Source organism: Pseudomonas fluorescens group sp. (assembly GCF_020093335.1).
GTDB classification, from domain to species: Bacteria; Pseudomonadota; Gammaproteobacteria; order Pseudomonadales; family Pseudomonadaceae; genus Aquipseudomonas; species Aquipseudomonas petroselini.
Window position 1 is genome coordinate 1 of record NZ_JAIOKW010000002.1, and the last position, 19,262, is coordinate 19,262.

24 protein-coding genes are annotated in these 19,262 nt (G+C 55.1%); 18 read left to right on the plus strand and 6 right to left on the minus strand.

Annotation, left to right across the window (positions count from 1 at the left end; translation table 11 throughout):
* The first annotated feature begins 40 nt into the window (after positions 1-40).
* The 5 genes from K7431_RS02940 (at position 41) to K7431_RS02960 (ending at position 3,324) form a co-directional block, all read left to right on the plus strand.
* Positions 41-1,378 (plus strand): MFS transporter, encoded by a 1,338-nt coding sequence (locus K7431_RS02940; RefSeq protein WP_012724540.1) that lies wholly within the window; start codon positions 41-43, stop codon positions 1,376-1,378.
* Between the two features lie 130 nt (positions 1,379-1,508).
* Entirely contained in the window at positions 1,509-1,961 is a 453-nt protein-coding gene (locus K7431_RS02945) for a thiol-disulfide oxidoreductase DCC family protein (protein ID WP_012724541.1), read from the plus strand.
* A gap of 168 nt (positions 1,962-2,129) precedes the next feature.
* Positions 2,130-2,486 (plus strand): VOC family protein, encoded by a 357-nt coding sequence (locus tag K7431_RS02950; RefSeq protein ID WP_012724542.1) that lies wholly within the window; start codon positions 2,130-2,132, stop codon positions 2,484-2,486.
* Positions 2,487-2,533: 47 nt separating this feature from the next.
* The gene (locus K7431_RS02955; protein ID WP_043205424.1) at positions 2,534-2,821 is read left to right on the plus strand and encodes a hypothetical protein; all 288 of its coding nucleotides are present in this window, start codon (positions 2,534-2,536) and stop codon (positions 2,819-2,821) included.
* A gap of 77 nt (positions 2,822-2,898) precedes the next feature.
* Positions 2,899-3,324, plus strand: a complete 426-nt coding sequence (locus K7431_RS02960) for a hypothetical protein (protein WP_043205425.1) — start codon at positions 2,899-2,901, stop codon at positions 3,322-3,324.
* A gap of 60 nt (positions 3,325-3,384) precedes the next feature.
* Here K7431_RS02960 and K7431_RS02965 read toward each other — a convergent pair whose 3' ends face one another.
* Positions 3,385-3,627: a hypothetical protein gene (locus K7431_RS02965; protein WP_012724544.1), complete on the minus strand. Its 243-nt coding sequence runs from the start codon at positions 3,625-3,627 to the stop codon at positions 3,385-3,387.
* Positions 3,628-3,940: 313 nt separating this feature from the next.
* Between K7431_RS02965 and K7431_RS02970 the strand changes: the two genes are divergently transcribed.
* The 7 genes from K7431_RS02970 to K7431_RS03000 all read left to right on the plus strand — a co-directional run bounded on the left by K7431_RS02970 (position 3,941) and on the right by K7431_RS03000 (position 11,027).
* Positions 3,941-5,593: a methyl-accepting chemotaxis protein gene (locus K7431_RS02970; RefSeq protein WP_043205426.1), complete on the plus strand. Its 1,653-nt coding sequence runs from the start codon at positions 3,941-3,943 to the stop codon at positions 5,591-5,593.
* A 397-nt stretch (positions 5,594-5,990) separates the two neighbouring features.
* Positions 5,991-6,356 carry a hypothetical protein gene (locus K7431_RS02975; protein ID WP_052308669.1) on the plus strand — a complete coding sequence of 122 codons (366 nt, stop codon included), beginning with the start codon at positions 5,991-5,993 and terminating at the stop codon, positions 6,354-6,356.
* A gap of 97 nt (positions 6,357-6,453) precedes the next feature.
* Positions 6,454-6,933: a hypothetical protein gene (locus K7431_RS02980; protein ID WP_012724547.1), complete on the plus strand. Its 480-nt coding sequence runs from the start codon at positions 6,454-6,456 to the stop codon at positions 6,931-6,933.
* Positions 6,930-8,561 carry a GMC oxidoreductase gene (locus K7431_RS02985; RefSeq protein ID WP_012724548.1) on the plus strand — a complete coding sequence of 544 codons (1,632 nt, stop codon included), beginning with the start codon at positions 6,930-6,932 and terminating at the stop codon, positions 8,559-8,561. The genes K7431_RS02980 and K7431_RS02985 overlap by 4 nt, the downstream gene beginning before the upstream one ends.
* A gap of 19 nt (positions 8,562-8,580) precedes the next feature.
* Entirely contained in the window at positions 8,581-9,645 is a 1,065-nt protein-coding gene (locus tag K7431_RS02990; RefSeq protein ID WP_012724549.1) for a ferritin-like domain-containing protein, read from the plus strand.
* Complete coding sequence (locus K7431_RS02995; protein ID WP_012724550.1) at positions 9,642-10,067, plus strand: putative quinol monooxygenase; 426 nt, start codon at positions 9,642-9,644, stop codon at positions 10,065-10,067. The genes K7431_RS02990 and K7431_RS02995 overlap by 4 nt, the downstream gene beginning before the upstream one ends.
* A gap of 228 nt (positions 10,068-10,295) precedes the next feature.
* Complete coding sequence (locus K7431_RS03000) at positions 10,296-11,027, plus strand: polyphenol oxidase family protein (protein ID WP_012724551.1); 732 nt, start codon at positions 10,296-10,298, stop codon at positions 11,025-11,027.
* A gap of 112 nt (positions 11,028-11,139) precedes the next feature.
* Here K7431_RS03000 and K7431_RS03005 read toward each other — a convergent pair whose 3' ends face one another.
* The 3 genes from K7431_RS03005 to K7431_RS03015 form a co-directional block, all read right to left on the minus strand.
* Positions 11,140-11,550, minus strand: coding sequence for a hypothetical protein (locus K7431_RS03005; protein ID WP_012724552.1), 411 nt, complete (start codon positions 11,548-11,550; stop codon positions 11,140-11,142).
* 70 nt (positions 11,551-11,620) lie between these two features.
* Positions 11,621-12,232, minus strand: a complete 612-nt coding sequence (locus K7431_RS03010) for a hypothetical protein (RefSeq protein ID WP_148270923.1) — start codon at positions 12,230-12,232, stop codon at positions 11,621-11,623.
* Positions 12,233-12,264: 32 nt separating this feature from the next.
* Positions 12,265-12,732, minus strand: coding sequence for a DUF1203 domain-containing protein (locus K7431_RS03015; RefSeq protein ID WP_012724554.1), 468 nt, complete (start codon positions 12,730-12,732; stop codon positions 12,265-12,267).
* Positions 12,733-12,948: 216 nt separating this feature from the next.
* Here K7431_RS03015 and K7431_RS03020 point away from each other — a divergent pair, with 216 nt between their 5' ends.
* The 4 genes from K7431_RS03020 (at position 12,949) to K7431_RS03035 (ending at position 15,215) form a co-directional block, all read left to right on the plus strand.
* The gene (locus K7431_RS03020; protein ID WP_224265939.1) at positions 12,949-13,368 is read left to right on the plus strand and encodes a hypothetical protein; all 420 of its coding nucleotides are present in this window, start codon (positions 12,949-12,951) and stop codon (positions 13,366-13,368) included.
* Positions 13,369-13,404: 36 nt separating this feature from the next.
* Entirely contained in the window at positions 13,405-13,620 is a 216-nt protein-coding gene (locus K7431_RS03025; protein ID WP_043205429.1) for a hypothetical protein, read from the plus strand.
* A gap of 135 nt (positions 13,621-13,755) precedes the next feature.
* Complete coding sequence (locus K7431_RS03030; RefSeq protein WP_043205430.1) at positions 13,756-14,202, plus strand: GNAT family N-acetyltransferase; 447 nt, start codon at positions 13,756-13,758, stop codon at positions 14,200-14,202.
* Positions 14,203-14,327: 125 nt separating this feature from the next.
* Entirely contained in the window at positions 14,328-15,215 is an 888-nt protein-coding gene (locus K7431_RS03035; RefSeq protein ID WP_043205432.1) for a serine hydrolase domain-containing protein, read from the plus strand.
* A gap of 315 nt (positions 15,216-15,530) precedes the next feature.
* Here K7431_RS03035 and K7431_RS03040 read toward each other — a convergent pair whose 3' ends face one another.
* The gene (locus K7431_RS03040; protein WP_012724557.1) at positions 15,531-15,713 is read right to left on the minus strand and encodes a hypothetical protein; all 183 of its coding nucleotides are present in this window, start codon (positions 15,711-15,713) and stop codon (positions 15,531-15,533) included.
* Between the two features lie 383 nt (positions 15,714-16,096).
* Between K7431_RS03040 and K7431_RS03045 the strand changes: the two genes are divergently transcribed.
* Positions 16,097-16,579, plus strand: a complete 483-nt coding sequence (locus K7431_RS03045; RefSeq protein ID WP_012724558.1) for a VOC family protein — start codon at positions 16,097-16,099, stop codon at positions 16,577-16,579.
* Here the strand turns inward: K7431_RS03045 and K7431_RS03050 are convergent.
* Positions 16,576-17,472, minus strand: coding sequence for an SGNH/GDSL hydrolase family protein (locus tag K7431_RS03050; RefSeq protein WP_012724559.1), 897 nt, complete (start codon positions 17,470-17,472; stop codon positions 16,576-16,578). The two genes, K7431_RS03045 and K7431_RS03050, sit on opposite strands and share 4 nt — an antisense overlap.
* A gap of 208 nt (positions 17,473-17,680) precedes the next feature.
* Between K7431_RS03050 and K7431_RS03055 the strand changes: the two genes are divergently transcribed.
* Positions 17,681-19,072 (plus strand): hypothetical protein, encoded by a 1,392-nt coding sequence (locus K7431_RS03055; protein ID WP_012724560.1) that lies wholly within the window; start codon positions 17,681-17,683, stop codon positions 19,070-19,072.
* Positions 19,073-19,262 lie beyond the last annotated feature (190 nt).

A 19,262-nucleotide genomic window follows, 5' to 3' on the forward strand; every position in this document is an offset into this window, starting at 1 on the left:
GGATAATCCAGTATCCCCGACCCCTTCCGAGGCCTTCCCCATGACGAGCCCCTCCACCGAACAGGTAAGCCCCCAAACCCTGCGCAAGGTCATCATCGCCGCCGGCATCGGTAACTTCGTCGAGTGGTTTGACTTCGCCGTCTACGGTTTCCTCGCCACCACTATCGCCCAACAATTCTTCCCCAGCGGCGACGCCAGTGCGGCGTTGCTCAAAACCTTCGCGGTGTTCGCCGTCGCCTTCGCCTTCCGGCCCTTGGGCGGGATTTTCTTCGGCATGCTCGGCGACCGCATCGGGCGCAAACGTACCCTGGCCATGACGATCCTGCTGATGGCCGGCGCCACCACCTTGATCGGCCTGCTCCCCACCTACGCCGCCATCGGTGTCGCGGCGCCGATTCTGTTGTCGCTGATCCGTTGCGCCCAAGGCTTCTCCGCCGGGGGCGAATATGCCGGGGCCTGTGCGTACCTGATGGAACACGCACCCAGTGACAAGCGCGCCTGGTACGGCAGCTTCGTGCCCGTGTCGACATTTTCCGCCTTCGCCGCCGCCGCCGTGGTGGCGTACGCCCTTGAAGCATCGTTATCGGCCGAGGCGATGGGCAACTGGGGCTGGCGCCTGCCGTTCCTGATCGCCGCGCCGCTCGGGCTGGTGGGGCTTTACCTGCGTTGGAAGCTGGATGAGACGCCGGCCTTCCAGGCAGTGAAGCAGGAGCATGCGGTCGCCCACTCGCCACTCAAGGAAACCTTGCGCAACCATGGTGCGGCGATCTGCTGCCTGGGCGCTTTTGTGTCACTGACGGCGCTGTCGTTTTATATGTTCACCACCTACTTCGCGACCTATCTGCAAGTGGCGGGCGGGCTGAGTCGGGCGATGGCGTTGCTGGTGTCGCTGATCGCGCTGATCTTCGCTGCGGCGATTTGCCCGCTGGCGGGGTTGTATTCGGACCGGGTGGGGCGTCGGGTCACGGTGATGACCGCGTGCGTGTTGTTGATTGTGGTGGTGTACCCATCGTTCCTGATGGCCAGTTCCGGCTCGTTTGCAGCGTCCATTGTCGGCGTCATGTTGCTGGCGGTGGGCGCCGTGTTGTGTGGCGTGGTCACGGCAGCGCTGCTGTCGGAGACCTTCCCGACACGCACGCGGTACACCGCCTCCGCAATCACTTACAACATGGCGTACACGATCTTCGGCGGTACCGCGCCGCTGATAGCGACGTGGCTGATCAGCACCACGGGCAGCAACCTGTCACCGGCGTTTTATCTGATAGCGGTGGCATTGCTCGCACTGGCGGGTGGTTTGGCGTTGCCGGAAACGTCGAGGATTTCCCTGCACGACGTGGGCACGGAGGAAAAAGGCGCGGCACTGTCGCTGTCGCGTTAGGTTCATACCTATAGGCGCGAGGCTGCGATAGCGGTGGGTCAGGCGCAGAAAATGCCAGCAGTGCCGCCGCACAGCAGTTCCCGAAGACAGGTATGATCGACAGCCATCCGCCCCGTCTGGACCCACGCCGATGCCAGTCTGCCAAACCCGCCCTGCCCCGGCGCCTTTGCTCAACCCCGGCGAGACCGTGGTGTTGTTCGACGGCGTGTGCAAGCTGTGCAACGGTTGGGCAAGGTTCCTGATTCGCCATGACCACCCGCGGCGCGTGCGGTTGGCGGCAGTGCAATCTCCCGAGGGCCAGGCGTTGCTGGCCTGGGCGGGTTTGCCCCTGGATCAGTTCGACACCCTGGCGGTCATTCGCGACCATCACTATTGGGTGCGTTCAGAGGCAGTGTTCGAAATCATTGCGCAACTGCCTGCCACGTGGCGTGCATTGCTGCTGTTGCGCTTTATCCCGCGCGGGCTGCGGGATTGGGCTTACGACCGCGTGGCGCGCAATCGCTATCGACTTTTTGGGAAGTACGACAGCTGCCTGTTGCCACATCCGGATCATGATCAGCGCTTTCTGAAAGGCCGGCTATGAACCACTGCGCAGCCGGTCAAGCACCTCATCAAACGCCACTGTATTTCCTCCCTTGATTCTGTTTCCGACTGCATCATAGGCATTTTGGGCGCACCCGGACGCTCACGTTCATGACGGCGTTTGCTTACGTTACACTCGCGACTCCGAACATCAGCCAAGGAGACAGGCATGAGTATTCGCGGCAAAGACCGACAAATCGACAACATCGAATTCAACGTGGGCGATATTGCCCGTAGCAAAGCCTTCTACGGCGGCGCATTCGGCTGGACATTCGTCGACTATGACCCCAGTTACACCGAATTCAGCGACGGCCGCCTGAGCGGAGGCTTCACCACCGGGGAGCCCGTTAGACCGGGGGGACCGCTGGTGATTTTGTATGCGGATGATCTCGATGATACGCAACAGAGACTCAAAGCCCTGGGTGCCGTTATCACCCGCGAGACGTTTACGTTCCCGGGTGGAAGTCGGTTTCACTTTACGGACCTGGATGGGTATGAATTGGCGGTCTGGACGGTGCAGCAGTAGGCTTGGGAACGCGTGATCAATATCGACAGCAGATTGAAGGGTCCGCCATGCACCCAGCTCTTCACACCGCAGCCAATGGTCATCTAACCCTGGGCCTCAACGAATTGCCTGACGCTTATTGGCTTTCGCTGGTCGACACCTTAGTCAAACACCATGGGTTCCGACAGGTGGGATCGCCCGTCGTCGGCCTTGACACGACAATTCACCCAAGTTTCCATTGCGCTGAGTTTAGCCTCGCCGCTGGCTGGGATATTTGGTTTGGGCACTATTTACTTTCAGAATCAGCGGCAGGTGATGTGTTTCTGCAACAGCTATTCAACCAGTTGAAAACCTGACCGGCTCACTGATGCATCACGATCTTTTTTGGATCAGTCAGCGGCCAAGCTATTTCCTGCCCGCTATGGAGAGAACGATGAGAGTCATATTTGCGTTGCTATTGATGTTGAGTGGGTACGCCTACGCCGGTTGCGGCAACATCAGTGACGACAATCAACGCGCCTATTGCAATGCCAAAATCAACGGACAAAGCTGCAGCAACATTCGCGACGATAACCTGCGGGCCACCTGCAATGCTGAAATGAACGGGCAAAGTTGCGGCAACATTAGTGACGACAATCAACGCGCCTATTGCAATGCCAAAATCAACGGACAAAGCTGCGGCAACATCCGCGACGATAACCTGCGGGCCACCTGCAATGCTGAAATGAACGGGCAAAGTTGCGGCAACATCAGTGACGACAATCAACGCGCTTACTGCAATGCCACGATCAACGGTCAAAGCTGCGGAAATATTCGAGACAGCAACTTACGTAACCAGTGTGAGGCCCTGAAGCGTTAATCGACGACTAGCGCGGGGCCGGTTGTTTTACATCGACACCCTCGAACCTGGCCGTGCTCATCACTGACCAGGATAACCGCCGGCCTCCACGAACAGCTTACGAAGCTTCCTCTGGGCGGCCTCTGAAAGACGCGCATGATAGCGTCGGAGCTCCTCTTCAGCCGCGTCGGGCTTGCCGTTCATGGCCAATACAAAGGCGTAGGCAAGCGGATGCTGCGTGTAGTTGTAGAAACCCAGCCCGCCTGTCGACAGATGCCCGATGATGATCAATATGATTTTTTCTGATGGACTGCTTTCGGCCAAAAGCGGTCTGTCATGAACTTGAGCATAGAGTTCATTCTACGGCTCGACAAAATTAAATTGAGTTAAGTATAGAGCACTTCTTGTTTTGCGTATGACTTTGAAGTAAATATCCAGCCAGAAATAAAAAACCACTCAAATAGATATGCACAGACAGTGCAGGCAATTCGATTGGGCTGCTAGAGTTGCAATTTAGCACTTTAGTATCACAACGCCATTTAACACTTGAACTATTGCCATCCAGCGGCCCATAGTCCCAATGCGCCATATTCTTGGCTGCACCATAAGAATACTAAAAATCTCTTGGAGACTCAGCATGTTAAATTCATGGTCGGTGCGGACAAGATTGCTGTTGGGCTTTGGCTTAATGGTAGTGATTACGTTTATGATCTCTGCATTTTCTGTCATTAGTTTAAATGAATCAAATCTACGCTTCTCAAATTATGTTGATGGTTTGGATAAGCGCATGGGGCTGATGAACGATTTATTGCTCGCTGCGCAGCAACGTGCTATTTCAGCACGCAACCTTGTACTGATCACCTCTGCAGTGGAACGACAGGCTGAGGCGGATGCCATAAATACCGAACATCAAAAAGTTAAAAAGCTTTTGTCGGAACTGGTAGCGGGCGTCAATGTGTTACCTCCATCCGCCGAGGGTAACAACGCTCGGAGTTTAGTGGCTGAGATCGAGAAAATTGAGAAAATTTATGGCCCTGTCGCTTTAGAGATCACGCGGTTAGCCATGAGTGGCAATGATAAAGCGGCCATTGATATGATGAACAGTGAATGCCTGCCACTTCTAAAGAAACTTGTAACCAGCGTTATGAATTACAAGAGCTTTAACTCAAGTCTCGCGCAGGCTAGCATCAGTGACTCGCAAAACGAATATAAAAACACCCGTAACTTTCTGATGTTCTTCTGCGCACTGGCAATTACCATAGGGGTCGTACTGACCACTCTGATAGTTCGTGGTTTATCACGTGCTCTTGGTGCAGAGCCGACTGTCTTGTCCACCATCGCTCAGCGCGTTGCCAGTGGTGACTTGCGCCCGATTCTTGAAGCGAAAATGTCAGTGGCCGGTAGTGTGCTGTCCTCCTTAGGTGAAATGCAGTCACGCCTGAGCCTGCTTATTAGTCAAGTTAATACGTCATCGGCCGTTATTTCTGATGCCGCCGTTGACCTTTCCGCTGCGACAGAGCAAACCCGCATCGGCGTAGGAAATCAGAGAATTGAAATCGACCAAGTCGCCACCGCGATCCACGAAATGGTAGCAACCACCCTTGAAGTTGCGCGCAACTCCGAAGAAGCAGCCCATGCGGCACTCAACGCTAACCTTCACGCGCAGACCGGCGGCACCATGGCAAAAGACGCAATAGCCCAAATCAAACGTCTGGCCTCTGAGGTGTCGAAATCTGCAGCCGCTATGGCACAACTCAAAATAGAGAGCCTAAATATAGGTGGGGTATTGCAAGTTATAACGTCAGTCGCAGATCAAACCAACTTATTGGCGCTGAATGCCGCTATCGAAGCTGCGAGGGCGGGTGATGCGGGTCGAGGATTTGCGGTGGTAGCAGATGAGGTGAGAACGCTTGCCAAACGGACTCAGGGCGCAACCCTGGAAATTGGAGCTCTGACCGCCAATCTGCAAAAAATAGCCGAAGAAGCTGCTGGGATGATGGAAGTCTGTCGCGGTTTGACTGATGAAACCGTCATACAAGTTTCAAACACCGGGAGTTCGGTTGAAACCATCGTGGGGATGATTGACAACATCCAGCAGATGGTCAGGCAAATCGCAACCGCCGGTGAGGAACAAAGTTGCGTGGCAGAAGAAATTAACCGCAGTGTTACTTCAGTTCGTAATATTGCGGATGATTCAGCTTTGTCGTGCGAGAGAACGGCCAGTTCAAGTAATGACTTGGCAGAACTCGGAGCCGTGCTACAGCGGCAAATAGGTAAGTTTACGGTTTGATGAGCTTATTAAGATTGCGTCTGCGGAGTGAGGAGCGCTCGATTGATTCACGCTCAGAATTATTTTTACAGATCACCGCAACCCAATCCATCAGAACGACATGTATAGCTTCTCGGCCACGTAATAAGTAGCACAACGCCCAGCAGATAGAGCGTTCAGCGACGCTGCTACGTAACTTGATCAAAATGGAACACTGCGGTTCGGAGGGCGCGTTGCGCGCGCGTGCTCCGCCTGCAGGGACTGATATCGCCGTCACCCGGACAGGGTCGGAGCCAAGTAATTTAACAGGATCCAATTAATTCTGGACTTCGACTGGCGCTTGGCGAATTGCCACTATACTGGACCAACCCACCTGTTTCATCGGGTCACACCACGTATTGAATTCAAGGAGCGAATCATGACCAGCACCTCAAACCTCACCTGTAATTTCACTCTATCCAGCAGCCTTGCGTTGGGTGTGTCCTTTGCCAGTGATGACGGTGGGGCCAGCTACGGCGGGCAAATTACCGTATCCACTCCCGCCACTGCCGGGCCCGTGAGCACAGGCTTATGGGACAACGACGGCAACGTGTTTTTTACGCTTTACCTGACTGAAAATCCCGAGATCAACTGCGTCATCAATTCCGGCTCTGAGCCGGGCTCGTGGGTGCCGTACATCACGTTAGGTCGCGAATCTGGATTGGCTTGCCAAATCAGCAGCCCGCAGCAAGTCGGCGAAAATAATTACAACTACACGCTGACCGTAACACAACCTGCTGCCTGACAAGCTGCGACCATCTGACTGGGGCCCGTCGGCGTTAGAGAGGCAACTGATGGCTTGCTGCGGGCTATGCGACGATTTTCCATGGAGGAAGTGACGTATGTACCAGCAACAGATCAACCATCCGGCCAACCTGAGCGCCGAGCCGCTACCCCCAGAGGTATACGAGGCGATGTTCGACCTCTTCGAACATATTTGCCATTTCTGGGACAATCTGGATAACCCACAGAACTTTAAATCACGGCTGTTCGTATTCATGGACAACCGTATCCGACTGCACCCCGAGTACAGAAGCTTTTATATTCAAGCCAACCAGACGCTGGATGAGTTAGTCGAACGTTTGGGCGAGGCGGCGGCTTACAAGATGCTATTCACCGACACAGCAGCCAACCAAGCGCCGCCACAGACGCCGTTGAGCCTGGTACGGCAGAAGGTATCTAACGAGTTCATTGCTTTCCAAGTCTCGCAGGGCGGATTCAAGGCATTCACAGGGGCTATCAATTACCCCGGCTACATTGCCGGCGCCTTCATCCCGGGTGAGCCTGTCCCCTACCGGACCGGGCAGGAGGGCGCACAATGAATACCGACGTCTTGATCATAGGCTCTGGCGTAGCGGCCGCAGCGATAGCCAACCGAATGCTGGAAGCCGATCCCAACCGGGAAATCCTAATCCTTGAAGCTGGCACCCGGGTGAAGATGCAAGACCAGGCCCTGTGGGATGACTTCATGGTTTCGGGCAGCTCTTACACGAAGCTGCCCTATTACAAATACAATGACCTGGATTACCCGCAGCGTGACGCTCCAGGCGAGAACCTAAGTGTTGGCGCGACCGTCGTCCCACTGGCGGGAGCCAGGGTCATGACTTATGGAGGTTCTACCATCCATTGGGGAGGCTGGTCCTTCCGGCTCAAAGCAGAAGATTTCCGACTAAAGAGCAACACCGGCCAAGGTGCCGACTGGCCGATTACCTACACCGACCTTGAGCCCTTCTACAACCAGGCAGAGTGCTACATTGGCGTTTCAGGAGACTCAACCGACCAAGACCCGCCCCGCTCGTCCCCCTACCCGTTCCCTGCCTTTCCTTACACGCTTGAGGACCAGCCCGTCTACCAGGCCATGACCGCCTTGGGAATGAGCAGCGCCAATGTGCCGATCGCCCGCCATGGCATCACCAACACCACGTCCCGCCACGCGCCCTGCAAAACCACAGGCACCTGCAAATATTGTCCTTTCGGTGCGCGTTACGCAGCGCCCAACTTCTTGGGCGACATGACGGCATGGGGCAATTTTCCGAACCTGTGCATCATGGACAACTGCGTGGTGGAGCAAATCACCATGTCGTCTCGACAGCATGCCAGCGGTGTCACCTACCTGAATAAAATGAGCGGCGAGTTCCTTACGGTTGAAGCCAACACGGTAATTGTGGCCGGCGGCGCGATCGAGTCGCCGAAGCTGCTGCTGCGTTCATGCTCGACATATTGGCCCCTGGGTATCGGCAACGATCATGACCTGGTAGGCCGATATTTCGTGACCCACCCCTACTTCGTGTTCACCGGCACTCTCAAAGACAATCCCAACCGGTTGCAGCCCGAGATGGACTTCCCAACATTGTGCAGCCGTTATTTCGACAGCCCGCAGGAGCAGGCCGCGGGTAAATTTATACTGATAAACCCGCCGAGTTCGTTCGCCACGCTGGTCAACAACAAGCCGTCGAGTGTCACCCAAATGATGCAGAACGGCATGCTGCGTCAGGACATTGAGAAAGCAGTTCAAGGTCCAACCCAAGTGCAGATTCACGGCATGGTCGAGATCCCGAGTGAATACAGCAACAGAGTCTCGAATCTGGATATCCGCAACCGCATGGGCCTGCAGGAAACCATCGTGGACTACTCGCAGTCCGCGGACTTCAACACACGGATGCAGCAAATAAGCGCCCATGTGGGAAACATCTTTGAGTCGATGGGCGCAACCCTCGCCGGGCCGCCCTCCATTTCCTGGCGAGCCGATCATTCCGCCTGCACCTGCCGGATGGCAGGGACAGAGCAAGAGGGTGTCATCGATAAAGACCTCAAGGTTTTCGGTGTCGACAACGTTTATATCTGCTCCAACGCAGCCTTCCCAAACACTGGCGCAATCAACCCGACATTGACGCTTACGGCACTGGCGCTACGGTTGGGCGAACACCTGGCAGCTCCGGCACACCCATGACAATGCGAGGGCACATCACATGAGTACGTTGGAACAGGAAAAACAAGAACTGAGCAAGTGGCTGCATACCGCCATGACCTTGGAACTATCCACCATCCCGCTTTATATGACCCCCCTGATCAGTATCAAGCCCGGAAAAAATCGAGTGCCCGCTAACATCCTGCGAGGTGTGATGATGGAGGAAATGCTGCATTTGTCTCTGGCCGGCAATCTGCTCTCTGCTATCGGTGGCAGAGCATGTTTCACGGCTGACAATGTCCCGTCATTTCCATTGGCACTGGCGTTCAACGGCAAGCGTTTCAAGGACAGGGAGTTCGAGGCCAACCTCGGCCCTTTCAGCCCGGCCAACATCGAAACCTTTACCCAGATCGAGCTGCCTGAAGGCTGGGGCGAACATCCCGAGCTCGCGGCCGTCCAGCAGATCGACGTGCCCGGCTACACGATCGGTGAATTTTACGAGGCGCTCTCCAACAAGCTTGAGACGCTGTGCAAGACCTATGGGCCGACGGCCGTGTTCAGTGGCAACGTCGAGCACCAATTGGGACTCGACTACTATTGGGGCGGAGGCGGAAGCCCCATCGTCATCACCGACTTGGCATCGGCTCGGCGCGCCATTCAAGTGATCGTCACTCAAGGTGAAGGCAGCCGCCATAACGTATATGACGACGACCAACAGTATTTTAGCCAGCCAAATGAGGTATCCCACTTCTTCCGGTTTCGGGAAATTCAGTTCGGTCGCCACTACCAGGCTGGCGACAATCCTCATCAGGCACCCACCGGCCAAGCCTTCGAAGTGGACTACAACGAGGTCTATCCGATCCTGAGCAATCCGAAGTCAACAGATTATGCGCTCGATCCAGCAATGTCGGCACTTAATGAGCAATTCAATCGCCTTTACTCACTCATGCTCTATCAAATTGCTGAAGCGTTGAATGGCGCCGCGGGCGCAATGTACACCGCCATTTTGAACAGCATGCACGACATGACTGCTACCGCGCTGACCATGGTAGCAACGCCTATCGCAAACGATCCCCAGGGAAGAAATGGCGCACCTTCCTTTGAATGGATTCAACCTTTGGCATGACTGAAAAGGACGCAATGATGATCACATTGATATCTCGCTGGGAACTGCTGGATGGATGCCCACTCGACCTGAAACAAGCGCTGGACGGCTTGGCCGAGAGAGTCAGGGAAAAAGAGCCCGACACCTGGATGTACATGGTTCACTTGCAAGCCCCCGCCCCCTTGGACGCTGACAACAATCCTATCGAACCACCGTTACCAGCAATTCCATTGGCGCAGCAAACGGAGGTGACCTTCGTGGAAATCTACAAAGATGAATCCGCCTTCAGCCGCCACGTCAAGGGCTCGGTTTTTCAGTCTTTCTTGAAGGAATACAGCCACTATTTTAAGCAGGACCCTGCACGGCCAGGGTGGCCCGCCACCCTGAATACGACGCTGGCTCGCGTTTCCGGGGTTGTCCGCGACGCCGCTTGCAGGACTTAAGCATTTTGCCAAACGTGCATGGGGGGCGCTTGCTACAACTTACCCCCTGTGCGTAGCCTCGTTTGAGGGGACTCACTAGAGTGGCGGCTAACGGCCAGGTGCGGACGGTCATATCAAGCAGCTTTAGGCTGTGAGCGTAAACGTCCAGCAGGGCTCCTGCGAGCTTGACCCATCCCTATTACGGATGATATGCCAGTACCCGGGATTGCCATCGATAGGACCTGCTTTATGACCTACCTGTCTTCGTTGCTGCTCGATATCCCCGGCGTGGAGCATGGTTTCGAGACTTCTGGAAATTTAACGCTGCCGGAAGGAACACGTTACTGTGCCCAGGCTCACGGTACGCACATCATCGATGCTGACGTGGAAGGGCGAGATGAACATCCTGTCGCCGATGCACTGTTCTCTAGAGGAGTCCGGGGTGCGGTAGCGGTCATCACTGCCGATTGCTTGCCGGTTCTGATTGCGTCGGTTGATCAACCATTTGTCGCGGCAATCCATGCCGGATGGCAGGGTTTGAAAGCAGGCATCCTCGGTAATTCGATAGGCCGGTTAGAGAAAGAAGGTGCTTCTCTTGCTGGATTGCGAATAGTGATAGGCCCATCCATCGGCCCCTGTTGTTATGAGGTGAACAGGAAGTTTGTCGAGGGTATTGAATATGCCGACAGCCATCTTTGGCAAAACGATTCTCCGCCGTGGACGCCCCACAGAGTGCCACCCGCAAGTGCGCCTTGGGTCGAACCTGAGGTCACACATAATGAAGCCTGGTTCGATCTACGAAAATATGCACTACACCACTTGGTGGCGAGTGGCGTGAGTATTGAACAGATTCAGGTGCTTGAACATTGTACTTATTGCCACAGCGCTGATCTGGGCAGCTATCGGCGGCGGAGCCATCAAGCCGAGCCTAAATCCTTCCAGTATTCCTGGATAAGACGTTATCGGGATCCGGTTTGCTGAATGGCGATTTCGGCCAGTTGCGACAGGCAGAAATCGGCCAAAAGCGGTCACTCGGCGTGTCTACGAAACTAGGGGCGATTCAGGAAATTATTCGCAACTATGTCGCCGCTAATTAGCGCATCCCAATATACGGATCTGACACAGAGCTACCCAACTCGGATAACGCGAGTGAAATCTCATTAAACACCTCCGGTGACACGTCTTTAGGCGAGCGAGAGGCTAGGAAAGTATTGATCGCTTCAAGCCCTAAACTCGCCATAATGCTAATAACCTCTTCAGCCTGCTCCAGATCATGACCACTCCATAAACACAACAAGCAATGTTCAATTCGCTCTCTGAGACTATCGTCTAGTAAACTATAGGTATGCCACTGTCGTTCACTCAATTGCACCAATGACTTTATAAGCACCGCGCTGCCGTTTTTTTCAGGTTCGAACTCATCCAACAACTCTGTAAACGCCGTTTCAAGTTCCTCCTTGGTCATGAAATCTGGCAGCGACTCATAATATTCAACATTTTTCATGCTTAGAAATCCACAGGTATGCGTTGTATTCGAAGGCCTCCGGTAAAGCACGCCGTCTTGACCAAGCAATTTATTTCCTATTTTTATTTGCGCGGCCCATCCAGCTCCTGAGTTCGACCCTACATGATTCATGGCAGCGTTCGCATCCGGATGCATGCCACTTTATCTCCACCCGCTGGCCATTCAACGTGTACAGGAACTTGCTACCGTCGGTGAAAGTAGCTGAAGGTTTGAATAGATCTGGCTTGCCAGGCGGAACCAATTTCTGTAAGTCTGCGGCGTAAATCCTACCATTATTAATAAAACTCTTAGCTGACGCTTGAGCATCAAAAAATGCCGGTGGTTTACTTGGTCCAGGTTGGTTCAAGTAGCCAAAGTCACCATCGGCTTGCGACGCGGGGAAACTCGGTTTTGAGGGCGGCGCAACAGTTGGCCCACTCCTGTCAACTGTAGTACCACCGATGCCTTTTGCACCGCCACCACCTTTTGCCGCATTAAACGCCGCAACGCCCAATCTGACTGCAACGACAAGCGCTGCAGCACGCTCAGGAGACATACCAAACTTGGAGGCCAAAAGCTCGGTAACTGTACCCGATGTAACGCCTGCCAAGTCATTCTGAAAGCCATAATTTTCGGCAATCAGCCTATTAAGCATGTTCGCAACGGCAGGGGTGACCAGCAAAATCGAAGACGAACCACAAACACCTGCGGTAACTAAGCCCGATCTATTCGCCCGGAGTAGCAACCCTGCTTGGCATTGTGAACGTGAATGTAACTAACCTCTGGATTGGCAAACATCCGGGTAACGACAGGTTCTATTGCTATTCCATCAGCGACGTCGGCGTCGAGCATCATCCCATCATCAGTGAAAGCGCGAAGTGATAGCAGGCGGATCCGCATAGACTCGGGTACCTGATCGACTGCGTCGTAAGCGTGCGCGGCCCACTCCCGTATGAAGATCGCGTGTGAGGCATGGTATGGCGTCTTGGCTGGCTGACAGACATGGTTGAGTAAAAGCACACTCTGACCTAGCTCCGCATCCTTCATTTCGATACGGTCAGGAAAGCCTGGGTTGCTGTCGACGATGTAACGCTTTATCCCGAGAGACGCGAGCTCTTGGTCGGGCAACCCAAACAGTGACTGAAATGGCTCCGGGGAAAGGCCAGTTATACGGAACGCCATGGTCGAACTCCTATTTTGGTTTGGAGTGCTATCAGACTGGAATTCGTACAGTGCTTACTATCCGATTCTTGCTGCTTTATTCAAGCTGCCGCGACCGGCTGTTTGGGTAAAAAGCTGGCATCTCGAATGTCGCTTGATTTAGCGGGATTTCACTGTAAAAAGGCTGCGGACTTTCACGAACCTTCCGCATCAAAAAGGTCACAGGGAATGAGATCGATGGAAAATAACCCTCCACAGTTCAGTCGTATTCCGCTGGCAACCATCGGCGTCGGATTGGGCCTTGCCGTTGCCGTCTACACCACGGGAAAAGGCCCCTTCTTCCTGGAGAACTTTGCATGCACCTGGTTACCGCAAGTGGCAGTGCTTTGCATCGCGTTGTTGTGCAAAGCGTCACGAGAATCGCTGGGAGGAATGGCGACTGCCATGGGGCTGTACTTGTTCCTTTTCCACCTCTGGGTCACAGACTCCATGGGGTGGCTTTTCTACTTATTCAGCTTTCCAGGCATCCTCATCGGGGCATTGCTTAGCGTTGTTTTCAGCCCCTCGCGGAAGGTCTTCAAGGCACTGGTAGCGTTTGCGTGGGTGGTCCTCGGTATAGTGGGAAATTTGGCGGTTCTGGTTTTTACGCTCAGATAAGACGCCTAGCAGCGACTGGAAGTGGGTCATTATTTTATGAACGAAGGTTGGCAAAACGACGATTACCTCATCGTCCTCACGCAGGATGAAAGCTTGGCTGCGATGAAAGCCTACCGAGAAGCCGTTGGTTTGCGGGGCGATCCAACAGACAAAACGAACGTGGCGTGGATCACTCATGAACAACATGCCGAACTTGTCGTCTGGTGGAACGAACAGTACAAGCGCGCCGGAGCGCAGCCTTTTAGCGACTAATCTTTAAGCCAAAATCGTCTGATTTTGAAGGTCAGCGAAAGGTCGGTAGCTGCGCTGCCACTTGCATCGCTCATAGCATGCGCCCGATGCATCCTCGATCAGCCAAAAGGATTCACACCGAATCAGGGACGATTAATGAAACTAACCGAGATTCAACAGATTACGCACCTGCCGGCGGAAGTTCTTACTTTGGAGAAAGAGGCCGTTGCAGAAGGTTTCCGGTTTCTTACGCGCCTGATTTCGGAGTGGCATTCTGGAACGAATCGCTTCAACGCACCCGGTGAATGTCTCATGGCAGCGTATTCGAACCAGCAAGTGATAGGAATCGGAGGGCTAACAGTTGATCCCTATAACAAGCCCGATACCGCAAGGCTGCGGCGAGTGTACGTTGCACCTGCGGCAAGGCATCAACACGTCGGTCAGGCGCTGGTAAACGCGTTGGTTGCACACGCAACTCTTCACTTTCAGAAGGTGCGTCTTTCCACCGATACTTCTGGAGGCGACGCGTTTTATTTGCGCTGCGGCTTCAGTCGAACAGAAGATGTCCATGCCACCCACATCATGGAGTTGGTCAATGCCTGATCAGGGAGCTGTCGGCCAAGAGCAGTCGTTCAGGACAGTGCAACGGCTGACCTTTGCCTGCGCGAAGAGGAATGATTGAGGTATCTTGTCAAGCTGCCGATCCGCTGAAGACTCCAAGGAAGCCAATGCTCAGTTCACTAGTTTCAAATGGTCAGCTACAAGCGGCTGATCGCTCAGAACTGATGGTCCCCTGGTGGAGTTTCACGAAAACAGTCTTGGCTGCTACTGCCCTATCGTTGGTGCGTGACGGGCTGGTCGGATTGGACGACCCCGTTCTTGATCAGCCTTTTACGCTACGCCAGTTACTGCGGCATGAGGCCGGTCTGGCTGATTACGGAGAACTTGCGGAGTATCACTCTGCCGTTAAAAACAGTGAGCCAGCCTGGCCGGCCGATGAAATGATGCAACGCCTTGACGGTGCTCGACTCCGATACAGTCCCGGAAACGGTTGGCGTTACTCCAATGTCGGCTACCTGCTTGTCGGCTGGCTAATTGAACGGCTGACTGATCTGAAGCTTGATGAAGCGGTAATTCAACGGACACTTTCTCCTCTGGGCTTATCGAGCGTTCGCTTTGCAAAAACGCGAGCAGACTTACAAACGACCCACCTTGGAAGTGCCTCAAATTATGATCCCGCCTGGGTTTACCACGGCTTGTTGATCGGTGACATTTCGCAAGCAGCGTTATTTCTGGATCGACTCTTTTGTGCAGACCTACTCTCCACGGACTTGCTTCAGGAAATGCAGAGAGCACGAACATTGGGCGGCCCGATTCCCGGTCGCCCTTGGATCACGCCGGGCTATGGCCTTGGCGTGATGCAAGGGTCGATTGACGGCGGGTATTCGCTATGCGGGCACACCGGCTGCGGACCGAGCAGTGTCATTGCTGTCTACCGTCTCTGCGACGGCGACGGATCGGCTTGTTGTGCTGCTTTTAAGGTGGGGTCCAGTGAAGGCTTCGTCGAAGCCATCGTCGTTGAGCAGCTCATGCAAGTTCTGCGTCAGAAGAGCTGACTGCATTTAACTCCTATTAGCCTCGGTCAAAAGATTCGCCGAATGACCGCCTTGGGTCGATCTCGGACTGTCGCGAGGGCGGTAATCGCCCCAGAGCGGATGCCCAGACATTCATCAGGCTTCACTGGGTGAAGCCCCGAAAGTTGCAGTATCAGAGCTCAGTAGATGTCGTATTGGAGGTTCTTTTACCTACAAAAAATCAGCAATCACTGTTCATGACAAGTCCTCCACGTGTGGAAAGGCAAGGATGGCTAATCAGAGCGACGGTCGCGCACCAGCCAATTACTGTCGTTCATACAGGTCCAATCCGCCGTATCAGATAATGCCCATCTCTTCAGCCCAACTATCGACTCCAAGCTTTTTAGCCGCCTCAACTAAACAGTTCCTTTCCGCATCGGAGGCATCGTTCAGTTCAGCAGCAATTGCCTCAAACGCCGCCACCTCATCATCGTTTTCAAAGGGATGCCGGCCGTCAATATGTTTGCAGGCAAGGACCAAGGCGCGCGCAGAGAGTCATAGCATCCAAAAACGGAATACATTTCGGTCTGACGTAGTGAGCGCGCCGAACGACGCCCTCCGGCCTAGCAGCAAATCCAGCTGATCGTCATCACGCCTCATCGCAGGATTGCCCACGCAAAGTAGAGAGCGGGCCGGCCAATCAGAATGGCTGTCGCGAGCAACGTGCCATAAGCCCGCCTGGTTCCTGTCGCCGGGTGATGAATGAATTGTCACATCCCCGATCTTGGCTGAATAGAACCCTGCTTGGGGGCATTTTGGGATAAGCGCCTCCAATGCAATTCGAGCCTTCACGCGTGGCTTTCCTATCGTGCAGCAACTGGCCGTCTAAACTCCACACTCCCATTCTCATGTGGAGACCCATCATGACCCGCAAAAACACCCTCTGCCTCTGGTACAACGGCACCGCCCTGGAGGCTGCGACCTTCTATGCCAAGACTTTTTCGGACAGCCAGGTGAACGCTGTCCACCTGGCCCCCGGCGATTTTCCGGCCGGCAAACAGGGCGACGTATTGACCGTGGATTTCACCGTCCTGGGCCTCCCTTGCATCGGCCTTAACGGCGGGCCAATCTTCTCCCATACCGAGGCGTTTTCGTTTCAGGTGGCCACCGATGACCAGGCCGAAACCGACCGCTATTGGGACGCCATCGTCGGCAACGGCGGCCAGGAAAGCGCCTGCGGCTGGTGCAAGGACAAATGGGGGGTGTCGTGGCAGATCAGCCCACGCGTACTGACTGACGCAGTGACTCACCCTGACACGGCGACCGCCAAGCGTGCCTTCGAGGCGATGATGACCATGAAAAAGATCGATATCGCCGCCATTGAGGCGGCGGTCGCTGCAGGTTAAGGCAACGCCTCAAGCATCGCCTTGGCCGCCAGTGCATGAACCTTGCGGGTGGGGTGCCATTCGTCCCAGTAGTAATGGGTATCGGGGTCGGCACACACCGGCTTCACCTCCGGGTAGGTGGCTTGGCACGGTGTGTCGAGGTCGGTGAGCCCCTTTTCCGCCGGGTTAGCGCGCAGTGTGTCGCTAAAGGCCAGATGATCGAAGTAGCTGACCTTCTCCGTCCCGATCTGCGCCAGCACTGCAGGGAGTTTCTGCGCGAGCAACTGCTGGTACTTTTCCGCATTGTCGACCTGATTGCCCTGCACCACGGCAGGCACATGGCTCAGGTCGGTGGTGCCCACAACCATGATGTGCCTGGCTCCCGCTGTAACCAACTGCTCGGTGGCGCTGCGGATATTCGCCAGGCTGGCTTCGCTCAAGGCCTCGACCGTTTCAGGATGGGCGAAGTCGGCCCATTCAAAAAAATCGTTGGCCGAGATGAAGATGAAATACAGCGCTTTGGGGTCGGCCTTGTAGCCCTTGGCGACTTGCAAATGCTCAGCGACCTGCCCCAGTAGGCCGGTGTCGCGGGACGGCATCATCCACGCGTAGTAGTTGCCATGGCCACTTTTGGCTCCGCCCACCGCATAGTCGGTCAGGGGAATGTTCAATGCCTGTGCCAGGCCTTCGACGGCGGTGGGGCCATTGCTCCAGCGCCCCTTCCAGTACAGGGGGCCTGGCAGCGCCTGGGCCTCCTTGACCTTCTGCGCGGCAAGCCGGGTGGTGAGTGCTTCGCCCGCGCCATTGTCGGAGTAGCTGTCGCCGAAGGCATACAGATGATCGTAGTTCGAAACGCCAAAGGCGGTCGAGGCGGACAAGGTCAGCAGAGCGGCCAAACACGCACGTCGGATCATCGAGGTTCTCCCGGAATATCTGCACAGCCTACCGCCTCACTACGACCACGGCAGAACGATTGCGACCTTTACATATCCGGCGGCGGCCACGCCACGGCTGTACAGAGGCGGCCATCCTCGTTAGGCTTGCGGCCCGCAACATCCGGTTAAAGATTCAACTTTATCCGCCGTCACCCTTACATCCCTGAATGGACTCAACGAGGCTCTCGTGCGCTTTATCACTCCCCTTTTGCTGATCGGTGGCTTCGCCACCTTGGCCGGTTGCGCCACCCAACAAAAACAGATCGATCAAATCTTCACCCAGGCGCTCACTCAGCCCTTGGTGGAAAATAGCATTGTGCGCGAAGGCGACTCGCTGAGCTTTGAGCTGCTGATGCCCGCCCTCCCCAATGGCGTGCGTCGTACCCTGCAAATGGAAGCTGCGTGCTCTTCACCGAAGGTGCATCTGTTGTACATGGATGCTGTCCGACGCATGTACCCAGGCAGCATTGGCCGCTATGCAACAGCGCAGACATTGTCGCCGCAACTGTACGCGACCCTGGCCGCCAACCAGACCTTCGTACGCGCCTGTGCCGAAACACCGCAGCCGGACTGGCGCCTGGTGCAGACCAACGAACGTGACAACCAGGTCCTGATCGATGCCAACAGCATCAAGACCGTCAACGGCGAAACGCGCTTCTGGGCTGCCTTCGATAACCCGACGGTGCTCAATGACCTGCCCTACAACGCCCCGTATGCGCAAAAACGCGAACACTTTTCGGTGGCGTGCAAAGCCGGTACTTACCTGCAACTTGCCGGCTACGACATGGATGCCAACAACCGCGTCAGCGACGGTCGTGTCGACAGTTTCCCCACGCCGCAGAACATCGCTGGCAGCAATGCCGACTATGAGTTGCTGTTCAATAAAGTCTGCGTCAACCCGGAAAAAATCGCCGCACTGCCGACGTTCAAGCCCCGCATGAAAGCACCGACCACCATTGCCCTGACGTCCGTGCAGCCTGCCGTGCTGGCGGCCATCACGCAACTGAACCTGGACAAGCCCACTCGTTCGTTCAAATACGTACAGTTTGTCGGCACCAGCAACTACCGTGGTAAGGCCAGTGATAACAAAAGTACCCAGTTCATCAGCCAGGATGCGCCGAGCGGTCAACTGGCCCTGGCCACCCGTGGCGACGGCTATGAGAGCCAGGCCGTGAGCTGGCGCAACCTGTTCAACCTGGTGTCGAAAGCCACCTACGGCGGTTCAGGCATGGCCGAAAGCTCGACGCTGACCCAACTGAGCTTCACCGGCAACTGGAAGGCCCTGCCCGTGGGTGAGACAGTGACCTATGCAAGCACACGTTCCAGCCTCAACAGCCTGATCGGCAGCAGCACAAACTCACAAACCACCCGTTGCCAGGTCGAGCGTGAACTGCAAGCCAGCGAACTCAACGCGAAACTGTCGGGCACCGCCAAGGCCTTGTCCTGCCGCGTCGACGACGACAAGTACAAGCGCGTCAGCCACCTGTACTTCCTGACCGACTACGCCTACTTCCTTGAGTCGAGCACCGACAAGAACGAGTTTTTTTACTCCGACTCGCGTATCGATAAATTCGAATAAGCCCCGTTGACACACTCTGTAATATTCCATGAAGATGGAGGCCTTATTCAGGGTGTGTCAGCCAATGTCTGCAATGTCCTCCGTTAACCTGTGCGCCATTGGCTTGATTGCCAAGGCGCAAGGTTGCGTTGCACACACCCTCAAATCGAAGAAACAGTCGCTCATGTGACCGGGGCGCGCTGTCCCGTCA